Source organism: Acidovorax sp. AC410, from assembly GCF_979253235.1.
The window spans coordinates 2050944-2072163 of sequence record NZ_CEEDCG010000001.1; the positions used below are offsets into that span (position 1 = coordinate 2050944).

General features: G+C 68.2%; 23 protein-coding genes. 13 read left to right on the forward strand and 10 right to left on the reverse strand.

The genetic code is table 11. The features are described from left to right. The first annotated feature begins 97 nt into the window (after positions 1–97). The 5 genes from minC (at position 98) to yccS (ending at position 4790) form a co-directional block, all read left to right on the forward strand. Positions 98–928: a septum site-determining protein MinC gene (gene minC / locus AC0IZS_RS09525; RefSeq protein ID WP_471635417.1), complete on the forward strand. Its 831-nt coding sequence runs from the start codon at positions 98–100 to the stop codon at positions 926–928. A gap of 3 nt (positions 929–931) precedes the next feature. Beyond that, on the forward strand, positions 932–1750 hold the full coding sequence (gene minD, locus AC0IZS_RS09530; RefSeq protein ID WP_471635418.1) for a septum site-determining protein MinD: 819 nt from the start codon (positions 932–934) through the stop codon (positions 1748–1750). Between the two features lie 3 nt (positions 1751–1753). Next, positions 1754–2020 (forward strand): cell division topological specificity factor MinE, encoded by a 267-nt coding sequence (gene minE, locus AC0IZS_RS09535; RefSeq protein WP_007855949.1) that lies wholly within the window; start codon positions 1754–1756, stop codon positions 2018–2020. A 50-nt stretch (positions 2021–2070) separates the two neighbouring features. Next, positions 2071–2463, forward strand: coding sequence for a VOC family protein (locus AC0IZS_RS09540; RefSeq protein ID WP_471635419.1), 393 nt, complete (start codon positions 2071–2073; stop codon positions 2461–2463). Between the two features lie 101 nt (positions 2464–2564). Next, positions 2565–4790: a YccS family putative transporter gene (gene yccS / locus AC0IZS_RS09545; RefSeq protein WP_471635420.1), complete on the forward strand. Its 2226-nt coding sequence runs from the start codon at positions 2565–2567 to the stop codon at positions 4788–4790. A 20-nt stretch (positions 4791–4810) separates the two neighbouring features. Here yccS and AC0IZS_RS09550 read toward each other — a convergent pair whose 3' ends face one another. Together AC0IZS_RS09550 and AC0IZS_RS09555 are read right to left on the reverse strand one after the other, a co-directional pair. Beyond that, the gene (locus tag AC0IZS_RS09550; RefSeq protein ID WP_471635421.1) at positions 4811–5416 is read right to left on the reverse strand and encodes an MOSC domain-containing protein; all 606 of its coding nucleotides are present in this window, start codon (positions 5414–5416) and stop codon (positions 4811–4813) included. Continuing rightward, positions 5413–5934, reverse strand: a complete 522-nt coding sequence (locus AC0IZS_RS09555) for a flavin reductase family protein (protein WP_471635422.1) — start codon at positions 5932–5934, stop codon at positions 5413–5415. The genes AC0IZS_RS09550 and AC0IZS_RS09555 overlap by 4 nt, the downstream gene beginning before the upstream one ends. A gap of 222 nt (positions 5935–6156) precedes the next feature. Here AC0IZS_RS09555 and AC0IZS_RS09560 point away from each other — a divergent pair, with 222 nt between their 5' ends. Both AC0IZS_RS09560 and AC0IZS_RS09565 read left to right on the forward strand, forming a co-directional pair. Continuing rightward, positions 6157–6939 carry an alpha/beta fold hydrolase gene (locus AC0IZS_RS09560; protein ID WP_471635423.1) on the forward strand — a complete coding sequence of 261 codons (783 nt, stop codon included), beginning with the start codon at positions 6157–6159 and terminating at the stop codon, positions 6937–6939. A gap of 8 nt (positions 6940–6947) precedes the next feature. Further along, positions 6948–7967, forward strand: coding sequence for a M14 family zinc carboxypeptidase (locus AC0IZS_RS09565; protein WP_471635424.1), 1020 nt, complete (start codon positions 6948–6950; stop codon positions 7965–7967). A 39-nt stretch (positions 7968–8006) separates the two neighbouring features. Here the strand turns inward: AC0IZS_RS09565 and AC0IZS_RS09570 are convergent, their stop codons facing one another. Then, positions 8007–9347, reverse strand: a complete 1341-nt coding sequence (locus AC0IZS_RS09570) for a D-amino acid dehydrogenase (RefSeq protein WP_471635425.1) — start codon at positions 9345–9347, stop codon at positions 8007–8009. A gap of 132 nt (positions 9348–9479) precedes the next feature. Here AC0IZS_RS09570 and AC0IZS_RS09575 point away from each other — a divergent pair, with 132 nt between their 5' ends. Beyond that, the gene (locus tag AC0IZS_RS09575; protein WP_471635426.1) at positions 9480–10394 is read left to right on the forward strand and encodes a LysR family transcriptional regulator ArgP; all 915 of its coding nucleotides are present in this window, start codon (positions 9480–9482) and stop codon (positions 10392–10394) included. A 164-nt stretch (positions 10395–10558) separates the two neighbouring features. Then, entirely contained in the window at positions 10559–11179 is a 621-nt protein-coding gene (locus AC0IZS_RS09580; RefSeq protein WP_471635427.1) for a TetR/AcrR family transcriptional regulator, read from the forward strand. 77 nt (positions 11180–11256) lie between these two features. Here the strand turns inward: AC0IZS_RS09580 and AC0IZS_RS09585 are convergent, their stop codons facing one another. From AC0IZS_RS09585 to AC0IZS_RS09595, 3 genes are all read right to left on the reverse strand, one after another. After that, entirely contained in the window at positions 11257–11679 is a 423-nt protein-coding gene (locus AC0IZS_RS09585) for a universal stress protein (RefSeq protein WP_471635428.1), read from the reverse strand. 111 nt (positions 11680–11790) lie between these two features. Continuing rightward, positions 11791–12636 carry a metallophosphoesterase gene (locus AC0IZS_RS09590; protein WP_471635429.1) on the reverse strand — a complete coding sequence of 282 codons (846 nt, stop codon included), beginning with the start codon at positions 12634–12636 and terminating at the stop codon, positions 11791–11793. 12 nt (positions 12637–12648) lie between these two features. After that, positions 12649–13653, reverse strand: coding sequence for a LysR family transcriptional regulator (locus tag AC0IZS_RS09595; protein ID WP_471635430.1), 1005 nt, complete (start codon positions 13651–13653; stop codon positions 12649–12651). A 128-nt stretch (positions 13654–13781) separates the two neighbouring features. Here AC0IZS_RS09595 and AC0IZS_RS09600 point away from each other — a divergent pair, with 128 nt between their 5' ends. The 4 genes from AC0IZS_RS09600 to AC0IZS_RS09615 all read left to right on the forward strand — a co-directional run bounded on the left by AC0IZS_RS09600 (position 13782) and on the right by AC0IZS_RS09615 (position 16746). Next, complete coding sequence (locus AC0IZS_RS09600; protein ID WP_471635431.1) at positions 13782–14207, forward strand: hypothetical protein; 426 nt, start codon at positions 13782–13784, stop codon at positions 14205–14207. 216 nt (positions 14208–14423) lie between these two features. Beyond that, positions 14424–14864 (forward strand): hypothetical protein, encoded by a 441-nt coding sequence (locus AC0IZS_RS09605; protein WP_471635432.1) that lies wholly within the window; start codon positions 14424–14426, stop codon positions 14862–14864. Positions 14865–15113: 249 nt separating this feature from the next. Beyond that, the gene (locus AC0IZS_RS09610) at positions 15114–15473 is read left to right on the forward strand and encodes a YciI family protein (protein ID WP_471635433.1); all 360 of its coding nucleotides are present in this window, start codon (positions 15114–15116) and stop codon (positions 15471–15473) included. A gap of 34 nt (positions 15474–15507) precedes the next feature. Further along, the gene (locus tag AC0IZS_RS09615; protein WP_471635434.1) at positions 15508–16746 is read left to right on the forward strand and encodes an RNA polymerase sigma factor; all 1239 of its coding nucleotides are present in this window, start codon (positions 15508–15510) and stop codon (positions 16744–16746) included. A gap of 91 nt (positions 16747–16837) precedes the next feature. Here the strand turns inward: AC0IZS_RS09615 and AC0IZS_RS09620 are convergent, their stop codons facing one another. From AC0IZS_RS09620 to AC0IZS_RS09635, 4 genes are all read right to left on the reverse strand, one after another. Beyond that, positions 16838–18700, reverse strand: coding sequence for a phosphoenolpyruvate carboxykinase (GTP) (locus AC0IZS_RS09620; protein ID WP_471635435.1), 1863 nt, complete (start codon positions 18698–18700; stop codon positions 16838–16840). Positions 18701–18987: 287 nt separating this feature from the next. Continuing rightward, the gene (gene queC / locus AC0IZS_RS09625; RefSeq protein WP_471635436.1) at positions 18988–19695 is read right to left on the reverse strand and encodes a 7-cyano-7-deazaguanine synthase QueC; all 708 of its coding nucleotides are present in this window, start codon (positions 19693–19695) and stop codon (positions 18988–18990) included. Between the two features lie 94 nt (positions 19696–19789). Next, complete coding sequence (locus tag AC0IZS_RS09630) at positions 19790–19936, reverse strand: hypothetical protein (RefSeq protein WP_007860492.1); 147 nt, start codon at positions 19934–19936, stop codon at positions 19790–19792. Positions 19937–20003: 67 nt separating this feature from the next. Continuing rightward, a complete protein-coding gene (locus AC0IZS_RS09635; RefSeq protein WP_471635437.1) occupies positions 20004–21203 on the reverse strand; it encodes a threonine ammonia-lyase in 1200 nt (399 codons plus the stop codon). Positions 21204–21220 lie beyond the last annotated feature (17 nt).

The window sequence follows — 21220 nt, forward strand, 5'->3', positions numbered from 1 at the left end:
CTGAAACGTTGCGAGACAGGGTCTGCGCGGGCCCACGGTACACTTTGCGGCTGGCGATACCGGCTTTCGGGCGCTTTCTTCACCCAACTCCGTAGACATGGCCTTTTCCACGGCGGCCCAGGTCCGCACCCGCTTCGATCTCAAGAGCGCATCGCTGTCCGTGGTGGCGGTGCTGCTCAAGACCACCGATGTCGCCCAGTTCGCCGCCGAACTGGCCGAGCGCGTGGCCGACGCACCGGGGTTCTTCGACAACGACCCGGTGCTGATCGACCTGGCCCTGGTGCGCGAGGCCGAGGAGGCCATCGACTTCGCGGCCCTCGTTGCCGTGTTGCGCGAGCACCGCACCCTGCCCGTGGCGGTGCGTGGCGGCAGCGATGCCCAGATGGAGGCTGCCCGCGCCGTGGGCCTGGCGGCCGTGCCCGATGCGCCGCCGGCCCGGGCCGAGGCCGCAGCCCCCTCGGACGGGCCCGCACCGGAGCCCGAGGCGCGGGCCCAGGTGCAGGAGGTCATCCGCGAGGTGGTGCATGAGGTCGAGGTGGTGCGCGAAGTGCCTGTGGCCGGCCCCGGCACGATGGTCATCGACAAGCCGCTGCGCTCGGGCCAGCAGGTCTATGCGCGCGGCGCCGACCTGGTGGTGCTGGCCATGGTCAGCTTCGGTGCCGAGGTGATCGCCGACGGCAATATCCACGTGTACGCCCCGCTGCGCGGGCGCGCCATTGCCGGCGCGCGCGGCAACACCGAGGCGCGCATCTTTTCCACCTGCATGGAGCCGCAACTGGTGTCCATTGCAGGCATCTACCGCACGACGGAGACCGCCCTGCCCGACGACGTCGCGGGCAGGCCGGCCCAGGTGCGCCTGGAAGGCGAGAAGCTCTTCATCGAGCCGCTGCGCAATCCCGTTCGTATCAACCCCAGAGAGATCCAATAATCCATGGCCAAAATCGTCGTCGTGACCTCCGGCAAGGGTGGTGTGGGCAAGACCACCACCAGCGCCAGTTTTGCCACCGGGCTCGCCCTGCGCGGCCACAAGACCGCCGTGATCGACTTCGACGTCGGCCTGCGCAACCTGGACCTCATCATGGGCTGCGAACGCCGCGTGGTGTACGACCTCATCAACGTGATCCAGGGCGAGGCCAACCTGAACCAGGCCCTCATCAAGGACAAGCAGTGCGAGAACCTGTTCGTGCTGGCCGCCAGCCAGACGCGCGACAAGGACGCCCTCAAGCAGGACGGCGTGGAAAAGATCCTCAAGGACCTGGCCGAGATGGGCTTCGAATACATCGTCTGCGATTCGCCCGCCGGCATCGAGAGCGGCGCGCTCATGGCCATGCACTTTGCCGACGAGGCCCTGCTGGTCACCAACCCCGAGGTCTCCTCGGTGCGCGATTCCGACCGCATTCTGGGCATGCTGGGCAGCAAGACCAAACGCGCCATTGAAGGCGGCGAGCCGATCAAGGAGCACCTGCTCATCACGCGCTACAACCCGAGCCGTGTCGAGGACGGGCAGATGCTCTCGCTGGAGGACATCCAGGACATCCTGCGCATCAAGCTGATCGGTGTGATCCCCGAGTCCGAGGTGGTGCTGCAGTCGTCCAACCAGGGCACGCCCGCCATCCATGCCCAGGGCACGGATGTCTCGGAAGCCTACAAGGACGTGATCGACCGTTTCCTCGGCCAGACCGACAAGCCCCTGCGTTTCATCGAAGCGGAGAAGCCCGGCTTCTTCAAACGCCTGTTCGGGAGCAAGTAAGCCATGGCATCCTTTCTTTCCTTTCTTCTCGGCGAAAAGAAGAAGACGGCCAGCGTTGCCAAGGAGCGTCTGCAGATCATCCTGGCGCACGAACGCAACGGCCGCAACGCCTCCGAACCCGACTACCTGCCCGCGCTGCAGCGCGAACTGGTGCTGGTGATCTCCAAGTACGTGAAGATCAACCCCGAAGACCTCAAGGTACACCTGGAACGCCAGGACAACCTGGAAGTGCTCGAAGTCAAGATCGAACTCCCTGACACCGTCCGTTGAGGTTTCGCGCCGCTTCATGCGGCGAGCATTCTTGAGGAGGTGATCGGCACATGCTGTCCCATGTCCATATCGGCGTGAACGATTTCGGGCGCGCCCTGGCCTTCTATGGCCCGGTGCTGGAGCGCCTCGGCCTGGTGCAGCGCTTTTGCGAGCCCGGGGTGCCCTGGGCCGGGTGGCAGATGCCCGGCGTTGCGCGGCCGCTGTTCCTCATCGGCCGCCCGTTCGACGGCCAGGCCGCCAGCCCCGGCAATGGCGCCATGAACGCCTTGCTGGCGGCCGACCGGAGCACGGTGGACGAAGTCCATGCCCTGGCCCTGCGCCATGGCGGCCGTTGCGACGGCCCGCCCGGCCTGCGCCCCCAGTACCACGCGAACTACTACGGGGCGTATTTTCGCGATCCGGACGGCAACAAGCTGTGCGTGTGCTGCCACGGGGCTGCCTGAACAGGTTCCTCACCCGCGCTGGCGGCTGTTTCGGGCCCAGCAGTCCGCAGTGGCCGGTTTATTGCTTGGCATTAGGGTAATCCCTTATGTGAGGCATTCCCGTGGACGAATCCTGGAAATCCAGCTGGCAGCGCGCACGCAACCACGAAGGGGTCACGCGCGGGGCGCGGGCCTTCTGCGCGCTGGCCGCCGTGCTGGTCTGGGGCTGGTGGGCCGGCTGGCAGGCCGAGCTGATGCCGGTGCTGCTGGGCGTGATCGCCAGCGCCCTGACCGAAACCGATGACAGCTGGCGTGGCCGCCTGCGCGCGCAGCTGCTGGCGCTGGGCTGCTTTGGCCTGATGGCGCTGGCGGTGTGGGCCACGGTGGCCTGGCCCTGGGCGCTGATGGGGGTGCTGGCGCTGTCGGCCCTGGCCTTCACCCTGCTGGGGGCACTCGGCGAGCGCTACCGCGCCATTGCCTTCGGCTCGCTGGTGCTGTTCATCTATGCAGCCCTGGCGGCCCATACCAGCCGCGCCGGGGCAGCGCAGGCGACGCCATGGATGCTGGCTGGCGCCGCCTGGTACGGCCTGGTCTCGGTAGCCTGGGCCTGGGCCATGCCGCGGGCACCGGTGCGCTTTCGCCTGGCCCGTCTGTATGCGCTGCTGGGTGAGTACCTGCGCCTGAAGGCCCTGCTGCTCGAACCCGTGCGCGACGTGGATCTGGAGCGCCGCCGCATGGCGCTGGCCTTGCACAACGGGCGCGTGGTGGATGCCCTCAACGCTGCCAAGGAAAGCCTCATGAGCCGCATGGGCCGGGGCCAGCCGCCCGCCTGGCTGCAGGCCGCCATGCACCAGTACCTGGCCGCGCAGGACATGCACGAGCGCGTAAGCTCCTCGCACGAGCACTACGACCTGCTGGCCACGGCGTTCTTCCACAGCGACGTGCTGTACCGCTGCCAGCGCGTGCTCACCTTGCTGGGTGAGCAATCGCTCAAGCTGTCGCTGGCCATCCAGCAGCAATCGCTCCCGCAGCACGGGGGCATGACCTCCCGCGCCATCGAGGACCTGCAGGCCGCCATCGCGCACCAGGACGGCATTGCCGCTGACCTCGTTGGCACGCAGGGGGCGGCCTCCATGGCCCGGCCCCTGCGCTCACTGCATGCCCTGGGCCACAACCTGGCGGCCATGGCCGCGGTGTTCGCGACCGCCCTGGGGGGCGCCGCCGCCGAGGGCGGCGTCGACCACGTCCTGTTCGACCGCGAGCCGCGCAGCCTGGGCGATGCCTGGGGCCGCGTGCGTGCCCAGTTGCACGCGCAGTCGCCCTGGCTGCGCCACAGCGTGCGCCTGGCCCTGTCGCTGCTGGCGGGCTTTGCCCTCATGCAGGCCACGAGCGACCCGCACGGCTACTGGATCCTGCTGACCATCGTCTTCGTGAGCCAGCCGCAGTACGCGGCCACGCAGACGCGGCTGGTTCAGCGCGCCAAGGGCACGGCCATTGGCCTGGCCCTGGGCTGGGCGGCCATCCAGCTGTTCCCGGGGGCCCTGGTGCAGGCGGCACTGCTGGTGCTGGGGGGCGCGGTGTTCTTCGGGGCGCGCCACACCCGCTACGTGCTGGCCACGGCCGCAGTGACCACCTTGCTGCTGCTCGGTTTCCACCAGATGGGCATGGCCCAGGGCGTGATCCTGGCGCGCCTGCTGGACACCGCCGCCGGCTGCCTGATCGCGGCCGCTGCCTCCTGGCTGGTGCTGCCGCACTGGCAGTCGCGCCAGTGGCCGCGCCTGGCGGCCCAGGTGCTGCAGACCCAGGCCCTGTACCTGCGCGCCATCCTGGCGCAGTACCACAGCGGCAAGCGCGACCACCTGGAGTACCGCCTGGCCCGGCGCAATGCGCACAATGCCGATGCCGCGCTGTCCAATTCCTACAGCGCCATGCTCAAGGAGCCGCGCAGCGTGCGCGGCAATGTGGAGGTGGTGGCCAACTTCCTGCGCCTGTCGCACACCCAGCTCAACTACCTCTCGGCCCTGGGTGCGCAGCGCGGCGGCGCAGGGACGGACGTGGACGCGGCAGACGCGGAGATGGCCAGCGCCCTGCTGCAGTCGCTGCAGCAACTGGCCGAGCGGCTGGAGCAGGCACAGCTGGCCAGCGGTGCGCGGATGGACAAGGCGCCAGCGGCGCCGGCCGTGGCACAGGTGCTGCAGGAGTTCGGCGCACCCGGCATCGCGCCGTCCCACGCTCCGGCCCGCAGCCTCATGGCCGCACAACTGGCGCTGGTGGGCAAGGTCTTCCCGCAATTGCAGGAGCAGGCGCGGCAACTGGTGGAGCCGCCGCCGCACGGCCGGGCCGTGTAGCGCGCAAGCGCGTTGCAGCGTTAGCGCGAATGCTTCGCGAACTTGGCCGCAAACGCCTGCGCAATGCCCAGCGAGCGCCGGCCGGGTACCAGCGTGGCGCGCTGGCCGGCGGTGATGGTGCCAAGCTCGTCCACGGCGAGGTAGTAGCCGCAGCAGCCCGCCAGCGCCATGGTGCGGCCGGCCTGGGCAAAGCCCATCACCGCGTTGAACTTGAAGCAGGGCTCGCGCGGCGCCGTCACGCGCAGCACGCAATCGGGAAAATGCAGGGTATCGCCGACGAAGACCTCGTGCTCCAGCAGCCCCTCCACGGTGAGGTTCTCGCCCATGAAGCCGGGTGGCAATTCCTCGTCGAAGAGGCTCACGCCGCGCCGGCGCCGCTCGGCCTGCCAGAAAGCGTAGTGGACCGCAGGGTAGGCGTACACGGCCTTGTCCAGGCCGCCATGCACGCTCAGGTCGGCCTGTTCGTCACCCGCAAGGCCCAGCGGACGCACTGCAATGGGCCCGTCGGCGGCCGCCTTGCCGATGGCCGTGAGCACACTGCGCTCGCCCACCTTCAGGCGGCGGGCACTGCCGATGTTCACATGCCGCACCCACACACCCGGGGCGCTCTCGGGCGCCGGATTCACAGCGGGTGCTCGGTATAGAAGCGCCCGCCGTGGTACAGCAGCGGGGGCACACCGGCACGGTGGCTGCAGCGCTCGACCTCGCCCACGAAGATCAGGTGGTCGCCCTCTTCGTAGCGGCTGCGGTTGAAGCATTCGAAGCTCGCGGCCGCGCCGTCGAGCACCGGCGCGCCGCTGATGCCGGGGTGGTGGTCCACGCCGGCCCAGCGGTCGATGCCGCGCGTGGCAAAGCGCTCGGCGAGCTGCTTCTGGTCTGCCGCCAGCACGTTGATGGCGTAGTGCGCGCCATTGGCAAAGGTGGGCATGGTGCTGGCGCCGCGCGAAAGGCTCCACAGCACCAGCGGCGGGTCCAGCGAGACGGAGTTGAACGAGCTGGCCGTGAGCCCCACCAGGCTGCCGTCCTCATTGCGCGCGGTAACGATGGTGACGCCGGTGGCAAACATGCCCAGCGCATCGCGGAACTCGCGGGCGGAGAAGCTCGGGGGCCTGGCAAGGGCAGGGCGGGGCAGGGGGCGGTTCACAAAGGGCAGGCGCAGGGGCCGAAAAAGGGCAGGGGCCCATTATGGGCTGCATGCCACGGCCCTGTTGCGGCCGGGGGCGCTGTTCGGTGTCACCTGCGTACCGTCTTCCCGGACAGCGGTGTAACCGCTGCGCACCGATGGCCCGACCACGGCCCAGGGTTAAAAAGCCGTCGGCTATCATGGACCGGCCCTTGCCATGGCAGGGCTTTGAGCAGGAAACCCATGGCACTTCTCCCCCATTTCTCCACCCTGGGCAGCGGGCATACCGTGCTCATGCTGCACGACGCCGATGGCGGCCACCGGACCTTCGCGCCCCAGGTCGAAACCCTGGCCAGCCTGGGTTACCGGGCCGTGGCCTGGGACATGCCCGGCTATGGCAACAGCGCTCCCATCGAACCCTATGGCTTCAAGGGTCTGGCCGAGAGTTGCATGGCGTTGATCGATGCGCTGCAATGCGGTCCCGTGACCCTGGTGGGCCACGGCATGGGCGCCATGGTGGCGCTGGAGGTGGCCGTGCGCCAGAGCGCCGTGGTGCGCCGCCTGGTGCTGTGCGCCGGCGGCCCCGCCCTGGATGCGCAGGCCGTGGCGGACTGGGTGGAGCCGCGCCTTGCGGCCCTCGACGCCACGCAGGGCGACATGCAATCGCTGGCCCAGGCCCTGGTGCCGCAGTTCACCGGCAGCGGCGCGCTGCCCGAAGGCGTGCGCCTGGCCACGCATGCCCTGTCGCAGGTGTACCGGGGTTCCTACCGCCGCGCGCTGCAGGCGCTCTCCACCTTCGACCGCGGTGCCGGCGTGCTGGGCCGGCTGCACATGCCCACCTTGATCATCGGCGGCGCGCAGGACCGCTGCACGCCCCCTGCGGCCCTGCAGGCCCTGGCCCATGTGCTGCCCGATGCGCGCCACCTGAGCCTGCCGCACGCGGGCCACTGGCCCCAGCTCGAAGACCCCGATGGCTTCGATGGCGCGCTGGCAGATTTCCTGGCGTCCTCGCGGGTATTGCATTGACGCAATCCGTGACGCCCTGGGTACCCGGCTGGCTGGGTTCGGCACTGGCCGGTGGCGTGCTGGCGGCCCTGGCGGCCGGCGGCTTGTGGATCGCGCCCCGCGCCGATCTGGAACGGGGCACCATGGCGCCCCGGGCTGCGGCCGTGCGCTCGCCGGCTGCCCCTGACGGGAAGGCGGTGGCCGAGCCGGTGGCGCCGGTTCCCGTTGCCGCGGCATCCGCAACCCCGCCAGCGCCGGGTGGTCCAGGCGCCTGCGAGCTGTTCCTGCAGCGGCTGCCCACCGTGTCGCGCGCCCAGTGCGATGCCGCGCAACTCACCCCGAGCGGCGCTGCCTCGGCGCATGGCGTGCCGCTGTTCTGGCGCGACCTGCCGGTGCCCGGGGTGCAGGCTTCCGCCGACGCCCCGCTGCGCGTTCTGGTGGCTGGCGCCATCCACGGCGACGAGTTCACGGCCGCCGCGTTGGCCTTGCGCTGGATCGCCCTGGCCGAGCAGACAGAGCGGCCCGTGCACTGGCGCTTCGTCCCCGTGCTCAACCCCGATGGCCTGCTGGCCAGGCCCTCCACGCGCACCAACGGCCGCGGCGTGGACCTGAACCGCAACTTTCCCACGCCCGGCTGGGAGAAGGATGCGCCGCTGTACTGGGAAAAGCGCACCCGGCGCGACCCGCGGCGCTTTCCCGGCAAGGCGCCACTGTCCGAGCCCGAATCGCAGTTCCTGCACGCCCAGATGGCGGCCTTCCGGCCGCACCTGATCGTGAGCATCCATGCGCCCTATGGCGTGCTCGATTTCGACGGCCCGCTGTCGCCGCCCGAGCGGCTGGGCCGGCTGTGGCTGGACCAGGTGGGCATCTTCCCGGGGTCGCTGGGCAACTACGGCGGTGTACACCGCGGCATGCCGGTGGTCACCATCGAGCTGCCGCATGCGCTGAACATGCCCGCGGATGCCGAGGTGCGTTCCATGTGGCAGGACCTGCTGCGCTGGATGGGCGAGCACTGGAGCGAGGCCCAGGCTCCCGAGCCCAGGCCCTGAGGACGCCGGTTGCCCCTGCTGCAGCCGGTTTCGCAGCGTTCAGGAGGTGGCCAGCGTAGCGCTGCGTGGCCGCGCAGCCTGCTCGCCCAGGAAGCCGAAGTGCATCGCCGGCCGCTCGCCGCTGATCAGCTCGGCCAGCGCCTTGCCCGAGCCCGCGCCGTGCGTCCAGCCCAGCGTGCCGTGGCCGGCGTTCACCCACAGCTTGCCCACGCGGGTGCGGCCGATGAAGGGAATGTTGGTCGGGGTGGCGGGGCGCAGACCGGTCCAGTACTGCGGGTTGCCGCCCTGTTCGGGCGTGCGTGTGTCGCACACACCGGGCAGGATTTCCTCGATGCGGCGCGACAGCATGTGGCAGCGGGCCTTGGCCACCGGTGAGTCGAGCGACAGGTCGTAGCCACCGAGCTCGATGGTGCCGGCCACGCGCAGCACGTTGCCCAGGCGGCTCATGGCGATCTTGCGGCCGTCGTCGATGGTCGAGACCGAGGGGGCGGCCTCGGGGCGCAGCAGCGGAAAGGTCGCGCTGTAGCCTTTGCCGGGGTAGATCGGCAGGTCCACGCCCACCGTGCGCAGCAGCGGCGCGCTGTAGGAGCCGCAGGCCACCACGACCGCATCGGCCTTGAGCAGGAAATCCTTCTTGAGGCCGTTGGCGCCACTGCGCGCCATGACGGCCACCGAATCGATGGTGTCGCCGATCTTGTTCAGCCGCAGCACGTCGTGGCCGTACAGGAATTGCACGCCACGCTCGGCGCAGCGGCGCGCCAGGGCCTGGGTGAACACGCGGGCGTCGCCGCTCTCGTCGGTGCTGGTGTAGGTGCCGCCGGTGATGTGCTCGCCGTAGGCCTTGAACGCGGGCTCGATCTGCAGCAGTTCCTCCTTGCTCACCAGGCGGCGCTGCACGCCGTGCTTGCGCATCAGCTCCACGGCGTGGCCGGCATCGTCGAAGGATTTCTGGTCGGTGTAGAAATGGGCAATGCCGCGCTCAAGCCGGTTGTAGTCGATGCCGGTCGTGGCCACCAGGTCCTTGAGGGCGGCATGGCTGTACGCGCCCAGCGCCACGATCTGCTGCACGTTGCGCTCGAAGGCCGTGTCGTTGCACTGCGCCAGGAATTTGAGGCCCCAGCGCCATTGCTCCCAGTCGAGCTGGGGGCGAAACAGCAGCGGTGCTTCCTTGTCGAACATCCATTTGAGCGCCTTGAGCGGTGCTTCCCGGTTGGCCCAGGGCTCGCAATAGCTCACGGAGATCTGCGCCGCATTGGCAAAGCTGGTTTCCAGCGCCGCATCGGGCTGGCGGTCGACCACGACGACCTCGTGGCCACGCTCCAGAAGGTGCCACGCGGTGCTGATGCCGATGATGCCGGCGCCCAGGATGATGGTTTTCATGGATGGCAGTGTGATCCACATTGCGTTCTACTAAAAGCAAAATTAAACTCAATCCAAACGCATCAGTCTGTCTAATGCAGCGGTCGCCCACGAGGCGTCCGCCGCCCGGGTTTTTTTGCGAGCCTTGAAGCCATGAGCACCTATGATCCTGCCGCCCTGGAATGCCTCGCCGCCATCGTCGAAGAGGGCGGCTTCGAGCGCGCCGCCCAGCGCCTGAACGTCACGCAGTCGGCCGTTTCGCAGCGCCTGCGCGCGCTGGAAGCGCAGGTGGGCTCGGTGCTCATCGTGCGCAGCCGGCCGCTGCGGCCGACCTCGGCGGGGCAGTTGCTGCTCAAGCACACCAAGCAGATGCGCCTGTTGCGCGCCGACCTGGAGCGCGACCTGCAGGAGCTGGCCCCCAGCGCCCCCGGCGCCACGCGCGAGGACGAGCGCATCTCGATTGCCATCAATGCCGACAGCATCGCCACCTGGGCCATGGGCGCGCTGCACGAACTGGTGGGCCAGCGCCTGCCGCTCGAAATCATCGTTGATGACCAGGACTTCACGCAGGAGTGGCTGCGCTCGGGCCAGGTGCTGGGCTGCGTCACCACGCTCAAGCAGGCGCTGCGCGGCTGCAAGATGGTGCCGCTCGGGGCCATGCGCTATGTGGCCGTGGCGTCCCGGGACTTTGCTGAAAAGCACCTGCCCCACGGCCTCACCCCACACAACTTCCGCGAGGTGTCGTTCCTCTCCTTCAACCGCAAGGACGACATGGCGGCCGAGTTCGTGGCGCGCACCTTCGGGCTCAAGCGGGTCGCGCTCAACCATTTGTTCGTGCCCAGCACCGAGGGGCAGATGCGCGCCGTGGCCGCCGGCTGGGCTGTGGGCGTGGTGCCCGAGCTGCTCGCGCGCGGGCCCGTTGCCGATGGCAGCATGGTGGACCTGGCGCCGGGCCACGCGCTGCCCATCCAGCTGTACTGGCACTGCTGGAACCTCGAATCGGTGGTACTGGACGCCCTGACGGCGGCGCTCACTGCCACGGCCGCAAAGACGCTGACCCAGCCCTGATCTCCAGGCCCGGGGCTGTAAAAGCAGTCAACAGGGGGTAACCCGCACGAAATGGCACTCCCCGCAGTGGGGCGGCACGATTCCTGCAGACTAAAACGTGAACGGCGTAGTTGTATTGCAACTTTGTCATTTATTTTTTTACTGCAATGTATAAGATGGGGTCCATGTCCACCACCACGCTACAACCCAAAGTGTCCTTCAAGGAGCAGATGCACCAGGCTCGGGAGGGCGCGATCCTCCAGTCGGCCTGTCGCCTGCTGGGTGAAAAGGCCTTCGACGCGATGACCATGGACGATGTCGCCAACGCGGTGGGCATCGCCAAGGCCAGCCTGTACAAGCACTTCTGCAGCAAGGAAGAGCTGTGCAGCGCCGCCATGGTGCAGATCCTCGCACGGGTGCGCGCCTACCTGGCCGCGCTTCCCGAGGAACTGCCGGCGCACGAGAAGCTGCGCGCCCTGGTGCGCTGGTCGCTGGAGCGCCTGCTGACCAACGAAATGCCGCTGCTGCCCAGCCGCAACTCCTCGCTGCGCGCGGTGCTCATGGCCGACAAGGACTACCTCGATGGCCTGGTCACCGTGAGCGACCAGATCGGCGAGTGGATCGTGCAAGCCCAGGCGCAGGGCGTGATCAACCCCACGCTGCCCCCGCTGGTGGTGCTGTACACCCTGTATGCACGCGCCTGCGACCCGGTCGTGACCTTCCTCAAGGAAGGTGGCCAGTACTCCGACGCCGAGATCGTGGACCTGGTGCTGCGCACCTGCTTCGATGGGCTGGTATCGAGGTGACGTGGTAGTGACCGCACGCGAAAACGCCCGGCATTCCGGGCGTTTCGCATCAGGGGGCGGCGCGTGCCGCCGCCAATTCAACGCACCAGCAGCACCGGCACCTTGCAGTGCGCCAGCACCTGCGTCGTCACGGAGCCCATGACCAGGGTGGCGAGTGCGCCATGGCCGTGCGAGCCCATCACCAGCAGGTCGTAGCGGCCGGAGTCCGCCACCTTGGCAATGGTTTCCCCGACCTGGCCGACCTTGACGATGGTCTTGGCCTGCACTCCCTGGCGGGAAATGAACTTGAGCACCGGGGCCAGGATCTTGTCGGCTTCCTCGGCGTGGTAGGTGTCCACGGCTTCCTTGCCCAGGGCCGAGCGCGCGCGGGCGGGCAGGGGGGCCTGCACGGTGAGCACCGTGTAGTCGTGTTTCGGGCCCAGCAATTCTTCGTGCGCAGCCAGGTAGGCGAGCATTTTCTTGGTGAAGGCGCTGCCGTCGACAGCGAGCAGGATGTTCATTCGAGTTCTCCTAATTGGAATGGTCAGACTAATCGGCGCGGGCGGTTGTTGTCTTGACCTGTGTCATGCTTTTCATCCTGCGCTCTGCGGGGCATGGGCCCCGTCGACCGATCATACGGTCACGCAGTACCGGGGCCGGAAGGTTTCCTGTTCCCCATTGCGGGCATAGCCCAGCGGATTGGCCACCACCCTGCATGCAAAGGGGCTGCCATCGGCCCGCGCGCCCTGTACCGTGTAGTCGCTCGGCGAATGCAGGTGGCCGTGGATCCATAGCTGCGCGTGGGGCAGCAGCCCATCGAGCACATTGCAAAAGCCGGCCGTACCCGGCACCACGCCGTAGCGTGGGTCGGCGCTGCGCAGGCTGGGGGCAAAGTGGGTGATGGCCACCGTGGTCCCGTCAAAGGGCGTGGACAGGGCTTCGCGCAGCCACTCTGTGCATACCAGTGCCAGCTCGCGCATGGGCTCGGCCAGGAAGAGCTCGCCGTCCTTGGTGCCACCGGTCTTGCGCAGGTAGTGGTTGGCCGCACGAAAGGCCTTCTCGCGCAGCTTCAGGCGCCGGGTGAGGTCACCCACCTGCTGGTCGTCGGCCAGTGCGTCGTAGTCGGCCCACAGGGTGGTGCCCACGAAGCGCACGCTGCCCATCACCAGCGTCTCGCGCTCCAGCATGCGGATGCCCAGGCGCGCGCAGGTGGCGCGCAGGCGCTCATGGGCGACGTCGAAGTCGAGCGCGTCGTACTCATGGTTGCCCGGGACGAACAGCACCGGCGTGGGCCAGCCGGCGAACTGCGGCAGCGGCGAAAAACGCGCCAGGCCGAAGTCCTCGTCCTGCATGCGGCCCCCCTCCTGGTAGGAGCCGATGTCGCCCGCCAGCACCAGCAGGTCTGCGCCCGGCGCAGGCTCGGGCATGAAATCGGGGTTGGCTTCGAGGTGCAGGTCGGACAGGATCTGGATTTTCATGGACCCCGCAGTCTAAGGTGTCACGCCGAACGGCGTGCCCGCTGCATGGCCGGGCTCTCCCTGCGGAAACGCGCGCCGTGCCGAACGCGCCAGCGCCGACAGCAGCCAACCCATGGCCGCCTCCTGCGTGCTGTTGCGGCGCCACAGCGCGTCCACATGCACCGGGGGCACGTCAAAGGGCAGGTTGCGCTGCACCAGGGCGTCGGCGATCCCGGTCACCGGCACGAAGTGGCGCGGCAACACGGTGAGCATGTCCGAACCCGAGACCACGCGGCCGGCGGTGAAGAACTGGTTCACGGTGAGCACCACGCGCCGGCGCCGCCCGAGCGAGGCCAGCGCCTCGTCGATGAAGCCGAAGGGCCGGCCCGAAAAGCTCACCAGCATGTGGCGTGCCTCGCAGTAGGCATCGAGCGTCAGCGGCGCATCGGCCAGCGGGTGGCCCTGGCGCATCACGCACATGTATTCGCTGTCGTACAGGCGCCGGCTCTCGAAGGACACCATGCCACCCGATTGTTCGCGCGCCGTGAGGTCGGCCAGCACGGCGGGAAAGTAGCCCACGGCCATGTCGGCTGCCTCTTCTTCGAGCAGGCGGCGCGGGTCGCGCGTGGTCAGGGGCACCACCCGCACCGCGACGCCGGGCGCCTCGCTCTCCAGAATCTCCACCAGGCCGGGCACCAGGGTCGCCCCCGTGGCATCGGCCATGGCCAGCACAAAGGTGGACTCGGCCGTGGCCGGATCGAAGCGGCCGGGCGACAGCGATTCCTGCAGCTGCGTGAGCGCGTCGCGGATGGGGGGCCACAGGGCCAGGGCGCGGGGCGTGGGCTCCACCCCCTGGCCGCTGCGCACCACCAGGTCGTCGCCCAGCACCTCGCGCAGGCGGCGCATGGCGTTGCTCACGGCCGGCTGGGTCAGCGAGAGCTTGTGCGCCGCCTTGGTCAGGCTGCGCTCGGCCATGACTTCGTCAAAAACCCGCAGCAGGTTCAGATCGAGCGAGCGAAAGTTGAGGCGGCTGGACATGGTTTCGGATCATCACCAATGTGAATACCAATGATTCAACATATAAATTTGAAAGACTAAAGGGTAAACCCTAGTATTGCGACATCGCCCGGGCAATGTCGCCAAAAGCGCTGAATAGGGGAACCGAAATGACCAATTTTGTACACGTGGACTATCCAACCGAACACCCCGGCGTGATCCGCGCCGAAAAGGCTGCCGCTGCCCTCAAGGGCATCGCCGCAGGCTTCGACAGCGCCCGCGGTGCTGCCTCCCTGATGCTGGCCGCCGTGGTCTCCGCCCTGCTGGTGCTGGCCAACCAGGTGGTCGATCGCTGGACCGACGGCCACCTGCTGTCGGCCTGGGTCGTGCTCTGGCTGGTGGCCTTCGCTGCCCTGGCCCTGCTGTCCGCACCGGCCCGCCGTGCCGGCCTGGCCCTGCGCGCCGGCTTCGCCCGCTGGGCCGAAAGCCAGCGCCACGCCGCCGAAGACCGCCGCACCTGGCAGGTCGCCCTGCGCGATCCGCGCATCATGGCCGAACTGAACCACGGCCTGACCGACATCCGCAAGTACTACTGAGCCAGCGCTCCTGCCCTCAGGCAGGGCCGCCCTCGACATTCAAAGCCGTGGCATGCCACGGCTTTTTTGTTGCGGGCTGGAGCGGGATTGGGCGATACATCACTGCAGTGAATGGCGGTAATTCAAGATATAAACTTGATAACACCTGGGGTAAACCCTAAGATTTAGTCACTCGCCCGGCAATGTCGCCAAAAGCGCTAGAAAAGGGGAAACCAAATGACCAATTTTGCACACGTTGACTATCCAACCGAACACTCGGGCGTGATCCGCGCCCAGAACGCCGCTGCCGCCATCAAGGGCATCGCAGCCGGCTTTGACAGCGCCCGTGGCGCCGCCTCCCTCCTGCTCGCCGCCATCGTCTCCGCCCTGCTGGTGGTGGCCAACCAGGTGATCGACACCTGGAGCGAAGGCCACCTGCTGGCCGCCTGGATGGTGCTGTGGCTGGTGGCATTCGCCGCCCTGGCCCTGCTCTCGGCCCCCGCACGCCGCGCCGCTGCCGCCCTGCGCGCCGGTTTCGCCGGCTGGGCCGAAAGCCGCCGCCGCGCCGCCGAAGACGAACGCACCTGGCAAGTCGCCATCCGCGACCCGCGCATCATGGCCGAACTGAGCCACGCCATGGGCGTGCGCACGGTGAACGACCTGCGCGCCGGCTACTGAGCGGGCCCTGCTCCTGCCTGCCGCACGACGGCAGATGGAATCTGAACAAAGCCGTGGCATCGCCACGGCTTTTTTCATGGGCGCTTGCGGGCCGTGGTGGGACGCGGGACGTGGAAACGGACAAAATAATCGGGGCGCATGTCGAAAAAGCCGACGCGACGGCGTCCTTGGTGCACCGGAATCCCTGGCGCGCCAAGCCGCACCGGGCGGTTCCGGAGTCTTGACGTTCACCACTTCCAAGGAACCACCATGAAGTACATGCTTCTGATCTACAGCGACCCCCAACGCGAGCCTGCCTACGGCACGCCCGGGTTCCAGGCCATGATGGCCGGCTACTTCGCCCTCAGCGCGAAGATGAGGGACGACGGCGTCCTGGTGGCCGGCGATGGACTGCAAGGGATCGAAACCGCCACCTCGCTGCGCATCCGTGGCGGCAAGGTGGAAACCATGGATGGCCCGTTTGCCGAAACCAAGGAACACCTGGGTGGCTACTACGTGGTCGAGGTGGCCGACCTGGATGCGGCCTTGAAGTACGCACAGGCCGTTCCCACCGCCAGCTATGGCACCGTCGAAGTGCGGCCGTTGATGGACTACAACCCGGCGGGCTGATCGGGCCCATCCACAATCCTCCGGGCTCGCGGCGATGAACTCATCCGCCTCCAGCGCCCTCGCTGTGACCCAGGCCCTCAACCGCCTGGCACGCGAGGACCGGGGGCGCCTGATGTCGGCGCTGATTGCCCGGCTCCGGGACTTCCAGCTGGCCGAGGATTCGCTGCAGGACGCCATGGAGTCGGCGGTGTCCCACTGGGGCCGTTCCGGCATCCCGTCGTCGCCCCTGGGCTGGCTGCTGCGCGTGGCCTACCGCAAGGCGCTGGACCGCATCCGCAGCCGCAAGGTGGCCGACCGCATGGGCGACAGCCTGCTGGTTCTGGCCGGCGGTGAGGCCTGCGAAGCCGAGACCGACGAGATTCCCGACGAGCGCCTGCGCCTGATCTTCACCTGCTGCCACCCGGCGCTGGAGCAGAAGTCGCAGGTGGCACTGACACTGCGCGTGGTCGCCGGTCTGTCCACGGCGCAGATCGCCCAGGCCTTTCTCGACCAGGAGGCCACGATGGGACAGCGCCTGTCGCGTGCCAAGACCAAGATCGCGGCGGCGCGCATCCGCTATGCGGTGCCCGAGCCGGCCGAATGGCCCGAGCGCCTGGCCGCCGTGCTCGCGGTCATCTACCTGGTCTTCAACGCGGGCTACTCGGCGGGGCCGCAGGCCGGCAGCGACCTGGCGCAGGAGGCCCTGTACCTGTGCGCACTGCTGGACCGGCTGCGCCCTGGCGAGGCGGAGATCGAAGGCTGCTTGGCCCTGCTGATGATCAGCCATGCGCGCCGCGAGGCCCGCTCGGATGCCAGCGGCCAAACGACGGTGCCGCTGGGCCAGCAGCAGCGCGCGCTGTGGAAGCACGGCGAGATCGCCGCAGGCGTGGCGATCCTGGAGCGAGCGCTCGGCCGGCATGCCCTGGGGCCGTACCAGGTCAAGGCCGCCATTGCCGCCTGCCATTGCGAAGGTGCGCACTCGGACTGGGCGCAGATCGCCCTGTTGTACGACCGCCTGCTGGTCTTCGAACCGACGCCGGTGGTGCGCCTGAACCGCGCCGTGGCCCACGCCGAGGCGGGCGCACTGGACGCGGCCCTGGACGAGCTGGCCAGCATCGGGCCGGGCATGCAGGGCTACCAGCCCTTTTTCGCGGCGCAGGCAGAGCTGTTGGTGCGCAAGGGGCTGCATGCCCAGGCCCAATCCGCCTACCAGAGGGCCATGGCCCTCGCTCCCTCGGCCGCCGACGCGGCGTTTCTGGCATCGCGCCTGGGTCGGCTCGCCGACCAGGGATAAGGACCCCTGGGCGCCGGAGCCTGTGCCGGCGGCCAAAAAAAGCCGCCCCGGCGGGGCGGCTTGGCTGGCCCAGGTGGGCTCAGGCCATCATTTAAGCAGCCAGGCGCTTTTCGATGGCGGCCTTGGTGTCCAGCAGGGCTTGGGGCAGGTGGTAGGCCAGCTGCTCGAAGTGCGTGGTGTGCAGCTTGAGCTCTTCGGCCCAGGCGGCCTTGTCGATGCTGGTCACGGTGTTGAACTGGGCGGCGCTGAAATCCAGGCCCGACCAGTTGATCTCGGCGTAGGCCGGTGCCACGCCGAACATGGTTTCCTCGCCGGTGGCCTTGCCTTCCAGGCGGTCGATCATCCACTTGAGCACGCGCATGTTCTCGCCATAGCCGGGCCAGACGAACTTGCCGGCCTCGTCCTTGCGGAACCAGTTGGTGGTGTAGATGCGCGGCAGGGTGGCGCCCGAGGCGGCCAGCTTCTCGCCCAGCGTCAGCCAGTGCTGGAAGTAGTCGCTCATGTTGTAGCCCATGAAGGGCAGCATGGCGAAGGGGTCGCGGCGCACCACGCCCTGCTGGCCGAAGGCGGCAGCGGTGGTCTCCGAACCCATGGTGGCGGCCATGTAGACGCCCTCGGTCCAGTTGCGTGCCTCGGTCACCAGCGGCACGGTGGTCGAGCGGCGGCCACCGAAGATGAAGGCGTCGATCTTCACGCCCTTGGGGTCGTCCCAGGCATCGTCGAGCGCGGGGTTGTTGGTCGCGGCCACGGTGAAGCGGGCGTTCGGGTGGGCCGCCTTGGCGCCGGTCTGCTTGGCGATCTCGGGCGTCCAGTCCTTGCCTTGCCAGTCGATCAGGTGGGCGGGTTGCCCGCCGGTGTCCTTCTCCATGCCTTCCCACCACACGTCGCCGTCGTCGGTCAGGGCCACGTTGGTGAAGATCACGTCCTTGTCCAGGCTGGCCATGCAGTTGGGGTTGGTCAGCGTGTTGGTGCCGGGGGCCACGCCGAAGTAGCCGGCCTCGGGGTTGATGGCGCGCAGGCTGCCATCGGCCTGGGGCTTGATCCAGGCGATGTCGTCGCCGATGGTGGTGACCTTCCAGCCGTTGAAGGCATCCGGTGGCACCAGCATCGAGAAATTGGTCTTGCCGCAGGCGCTCGGGAAGGCGGCTGCCACGTGGTACTTTTGGCCCTCGGGGTTGCTCACGCCCAGGATCAGCATGTGCTCGGCCAGCCAGCCCTGGTCGCGGCCCATGGTCGAGGCGATGCGCAGCGCGAAGCACTTCTTGCCCAGCAGTGCGTTGCCGCCGTAGCCCGAGCCGTAGCTCCAGATTTCGCGCGTCTCGGGGTAATGCACGATGTACTTGGTCTTGTTGCAGGGCCATGACACGTCCTGCTCACCGGCGGCCAGGGGCGCGCCCACGGTGTGTACGCAGGGCACGAACTCGCCGTCCACACCGAGCACGTCGTACACGGCCTTGCCCATGCGGGTCATGATCTTCATGTTCACGGCCACATACGGGCTGTCGGACAGTTCGATGCCGACGTGGGCGATGGGCGAGCCCAGCGGGCCCATGCTGAAGGGCACCACGTACATGGTGCGGCCCTTCATGCAGCCGTCGAACAGGGGCTGCAGTGTGGCGCGCATCTCGGCCGGGGCCATCCAGTTGTTGGTCGGGCCGGCGTCTTCCTTGGCGGCCGAGCAGATGTAGGTGCGGTCTTCCACGCGCGCCACGTCCGACGGGTCGGACCAGGCCAGGTAGCTGCCAGGGCGCTTGGCGGGGTTGAGCTTCTTGAAGGTGCCGGCGTCGACCAGCTGCTGGCACAGGCGGTCGTACTCTTGCTGGCTGCCGTCGCACCAGTAGATGCTGTCGGGCTTGCACAGGGCGGCCATGTCGGCCACCCAGGCGAGCAGCCGGGCGTTCTTGACGTGCGAGGGGGCGTTGAGATTCAGGCCCTGCATGGTGGGTGCGTTCATCGGGAGCTTCCTAAGTTGAAAAACAGTCTTTTCAAAGGAAGCGTCCCGGGACCGGGGCGAGAGGCCTGGCGCAGGTGCGGATGCTGAGCGCTGCCTTTGAAAAAACGGCTTTCTTGCTCAGTCGGCGGGCGGGGCGCGGTTCATCCCCACGGGGTGGAGGACGGATTCCACGGATTCCGCGGGTCGGCTGGGATGTCGATTTTATGAATCTGCCGCCCGCTTGTCTGTCAGACAGGGCCTAAAACCATGCAAAAATTGCATGGGGTTATGTGTTGACGAGAGGTGCTTCAGGCAGGTGCCGAGCTGACCCAGCGCTCGTAGCCGGCCTTGCGCAGTGCGCAGGCCGGACAGGTGCCGCAGCCGTAGCCCCAGGCGTGGCGCTCGCCACGCACACCGTGGTAGCAGGTATGCGACTCCTCCAGCACCACGTCCACCAGCGCCTGGCCGCCCAGGTCCTTCGCCAGCTGCCAGGTCTCGGCCTTGTCCAGCCACATCAGCGGCGTCTCGAAGGTGAAGCGCTGGCCCATGCCCAGCGACACCGCCACCTGCAGCGCCTTCAAGGTGTCGTCGCGGCAGTCCGGGTAGCCCGAGAAATCCGTCTCGCACATGCCGCCCACCAGGGTGTGCAGCCCGCGCCGGTAGCCCACGGCGGCGGCCAGGTTGAAGAACAGCAGGTTGCGCCCGGGCACGAAGGTGTTGGGCAGGCCGGCGGCGGTCATCTGGATCTCGGTCTCGCTGGTCAGCGCCGTGTCGCTGATGCGGCCCAGCACCGCCAGGTCGAGCATGTGGTCCTCGCCGAGCCGGCCGGCCCACTGGGGAAAGCGCTCGCGCACGGCCGCGAGCACGGTCTGGCGGGCGGTGAGCTCGATGTGGTGGCGCTGGCCATAGTCGAAGCCGACGGTCTCGACATGGGCGAAATGCGTGAGCGCCCATGCCAGGCAGGTGGTGGAGTCCTGTCCACCGGAGAAAAGAACCAATGCGCTTCCGGGTCTCATGGGGCTGCTCCTGGGCGTTGAAGAAGAAAAAGGAGGACGAAAAAAAGCCCCGCTGCGCGGGGCTGCCATGGAAGCGTGTGGGGCGCTCCGGCGATCAGGCCATGTTCACGGCGATGAACGCCAGCAAAAACATCATGATGCCGCCCACGACGGGCAGCACGATAGGCATCAGCGGGACCACATTCTCCACGGCGTCGGCCGGATGTTCTTCGGGGGCGTGCGGGGTGTTGTGATCGGACATGGCGGGGCTCCAGGTGCTTAAAACTGGACCAATTCTAGCCGGTGTGCGGGACAAGGCCCAATCCCCATCAGATCAGCACCGCTTCCATGCCCCCATCGTGCAGGTGTTCCAGCACTTCGCCGATGTGGGCCTTGCCGCGCGTCTGCAGCACCAGTTCGATCTCCACGTTCTGCGCGGCCAGCATGGTGAAGGCGCGCTGGTGGTGCACCTCCTCGATGTTGGCGCCCGTGTCGGCCACCATGGCCGTGATGCGCGCCAGCACCCCGGGCACGTCGCGCGCACTGACCTTGACGCGTGCCAGCCGGCCCGAGCGCACCATGCCGCGTTCGATGATGGCCGCCAGCAGCAGCGGGTCGATATTGCCCCCGCACAGCACCAGCCCCACCTTCTTGCCCTGGAAGCGCTCGGGGTAGCGCAACAGTGCCGCCAGGCCGGCGGCGCCTGCGCCCTCGACCAGGGTCTTTTCGATCTCCAGCAGCATCAGCACGGCCTGCTCGATGTCGCCCTCGTCCACCAGCACCAGGTCGTCCACCAGGCGCCGGATGATTTCCTGCGTGATCTTGCCGGGCGTGCCCACGGCAATGCCTTCGGCGATGGTCGAGGTGCCCTGCGGGTGCTGCGTGCCCTGGATGGCGTTGACCATGGCCGGGAAGCGCGAGGTCTGCACGCCGATGATCTCGATGTCCGGGCGGATCGCCTTGGCCGCGGTGGCTACGCCCGAGATCAGGCCGCCGCCGCCCACCGCGATCACCAGCGTGTCGAGGTCGGGCACGGCCGCCAGCATCTCCAGCCCCAGCGTGCCCTGGCCGGCAGCCACGGCCTCGTCGTCGTAGGGGTGCACGAAGGTCAGGCTGCGCTGCTCGGCCAGTTGGTAGGCATGGGCCCGCGCTTCCTCGAGTGTGTCGCCGTGCAGCACGACCTCGGCACCGAAGCCGCGCGTGCGCTGCACTTTCACGCCCGGGGTGAAGCGCGGCATCACGATCACCGCATGCAGCCCCAGGCGCTGCGCATGGTAGGCCACCCCCTGGGCATGGTTGCCGGCGCTCATGGCGATCACGCCGCGTGCCTGTTCTTCAGCGCTCAGCTGCACCAGCTTGTTGCAGGCCCCGCGCTCCTTGAAGGAGGCGGTGAACTGCAGGTTCTCGAACTTGAGGAAGACCTGCGCGCCCACGATCTGGGAGAGCGTCTTGGACTCGACGCACGGGGTGTCGAGCACATGGCCCTGGACGCGGGCGGCGGCGGCTTGGATGTCTTGGAGGGTCAGCATGGGTGCCATTGTGGCGC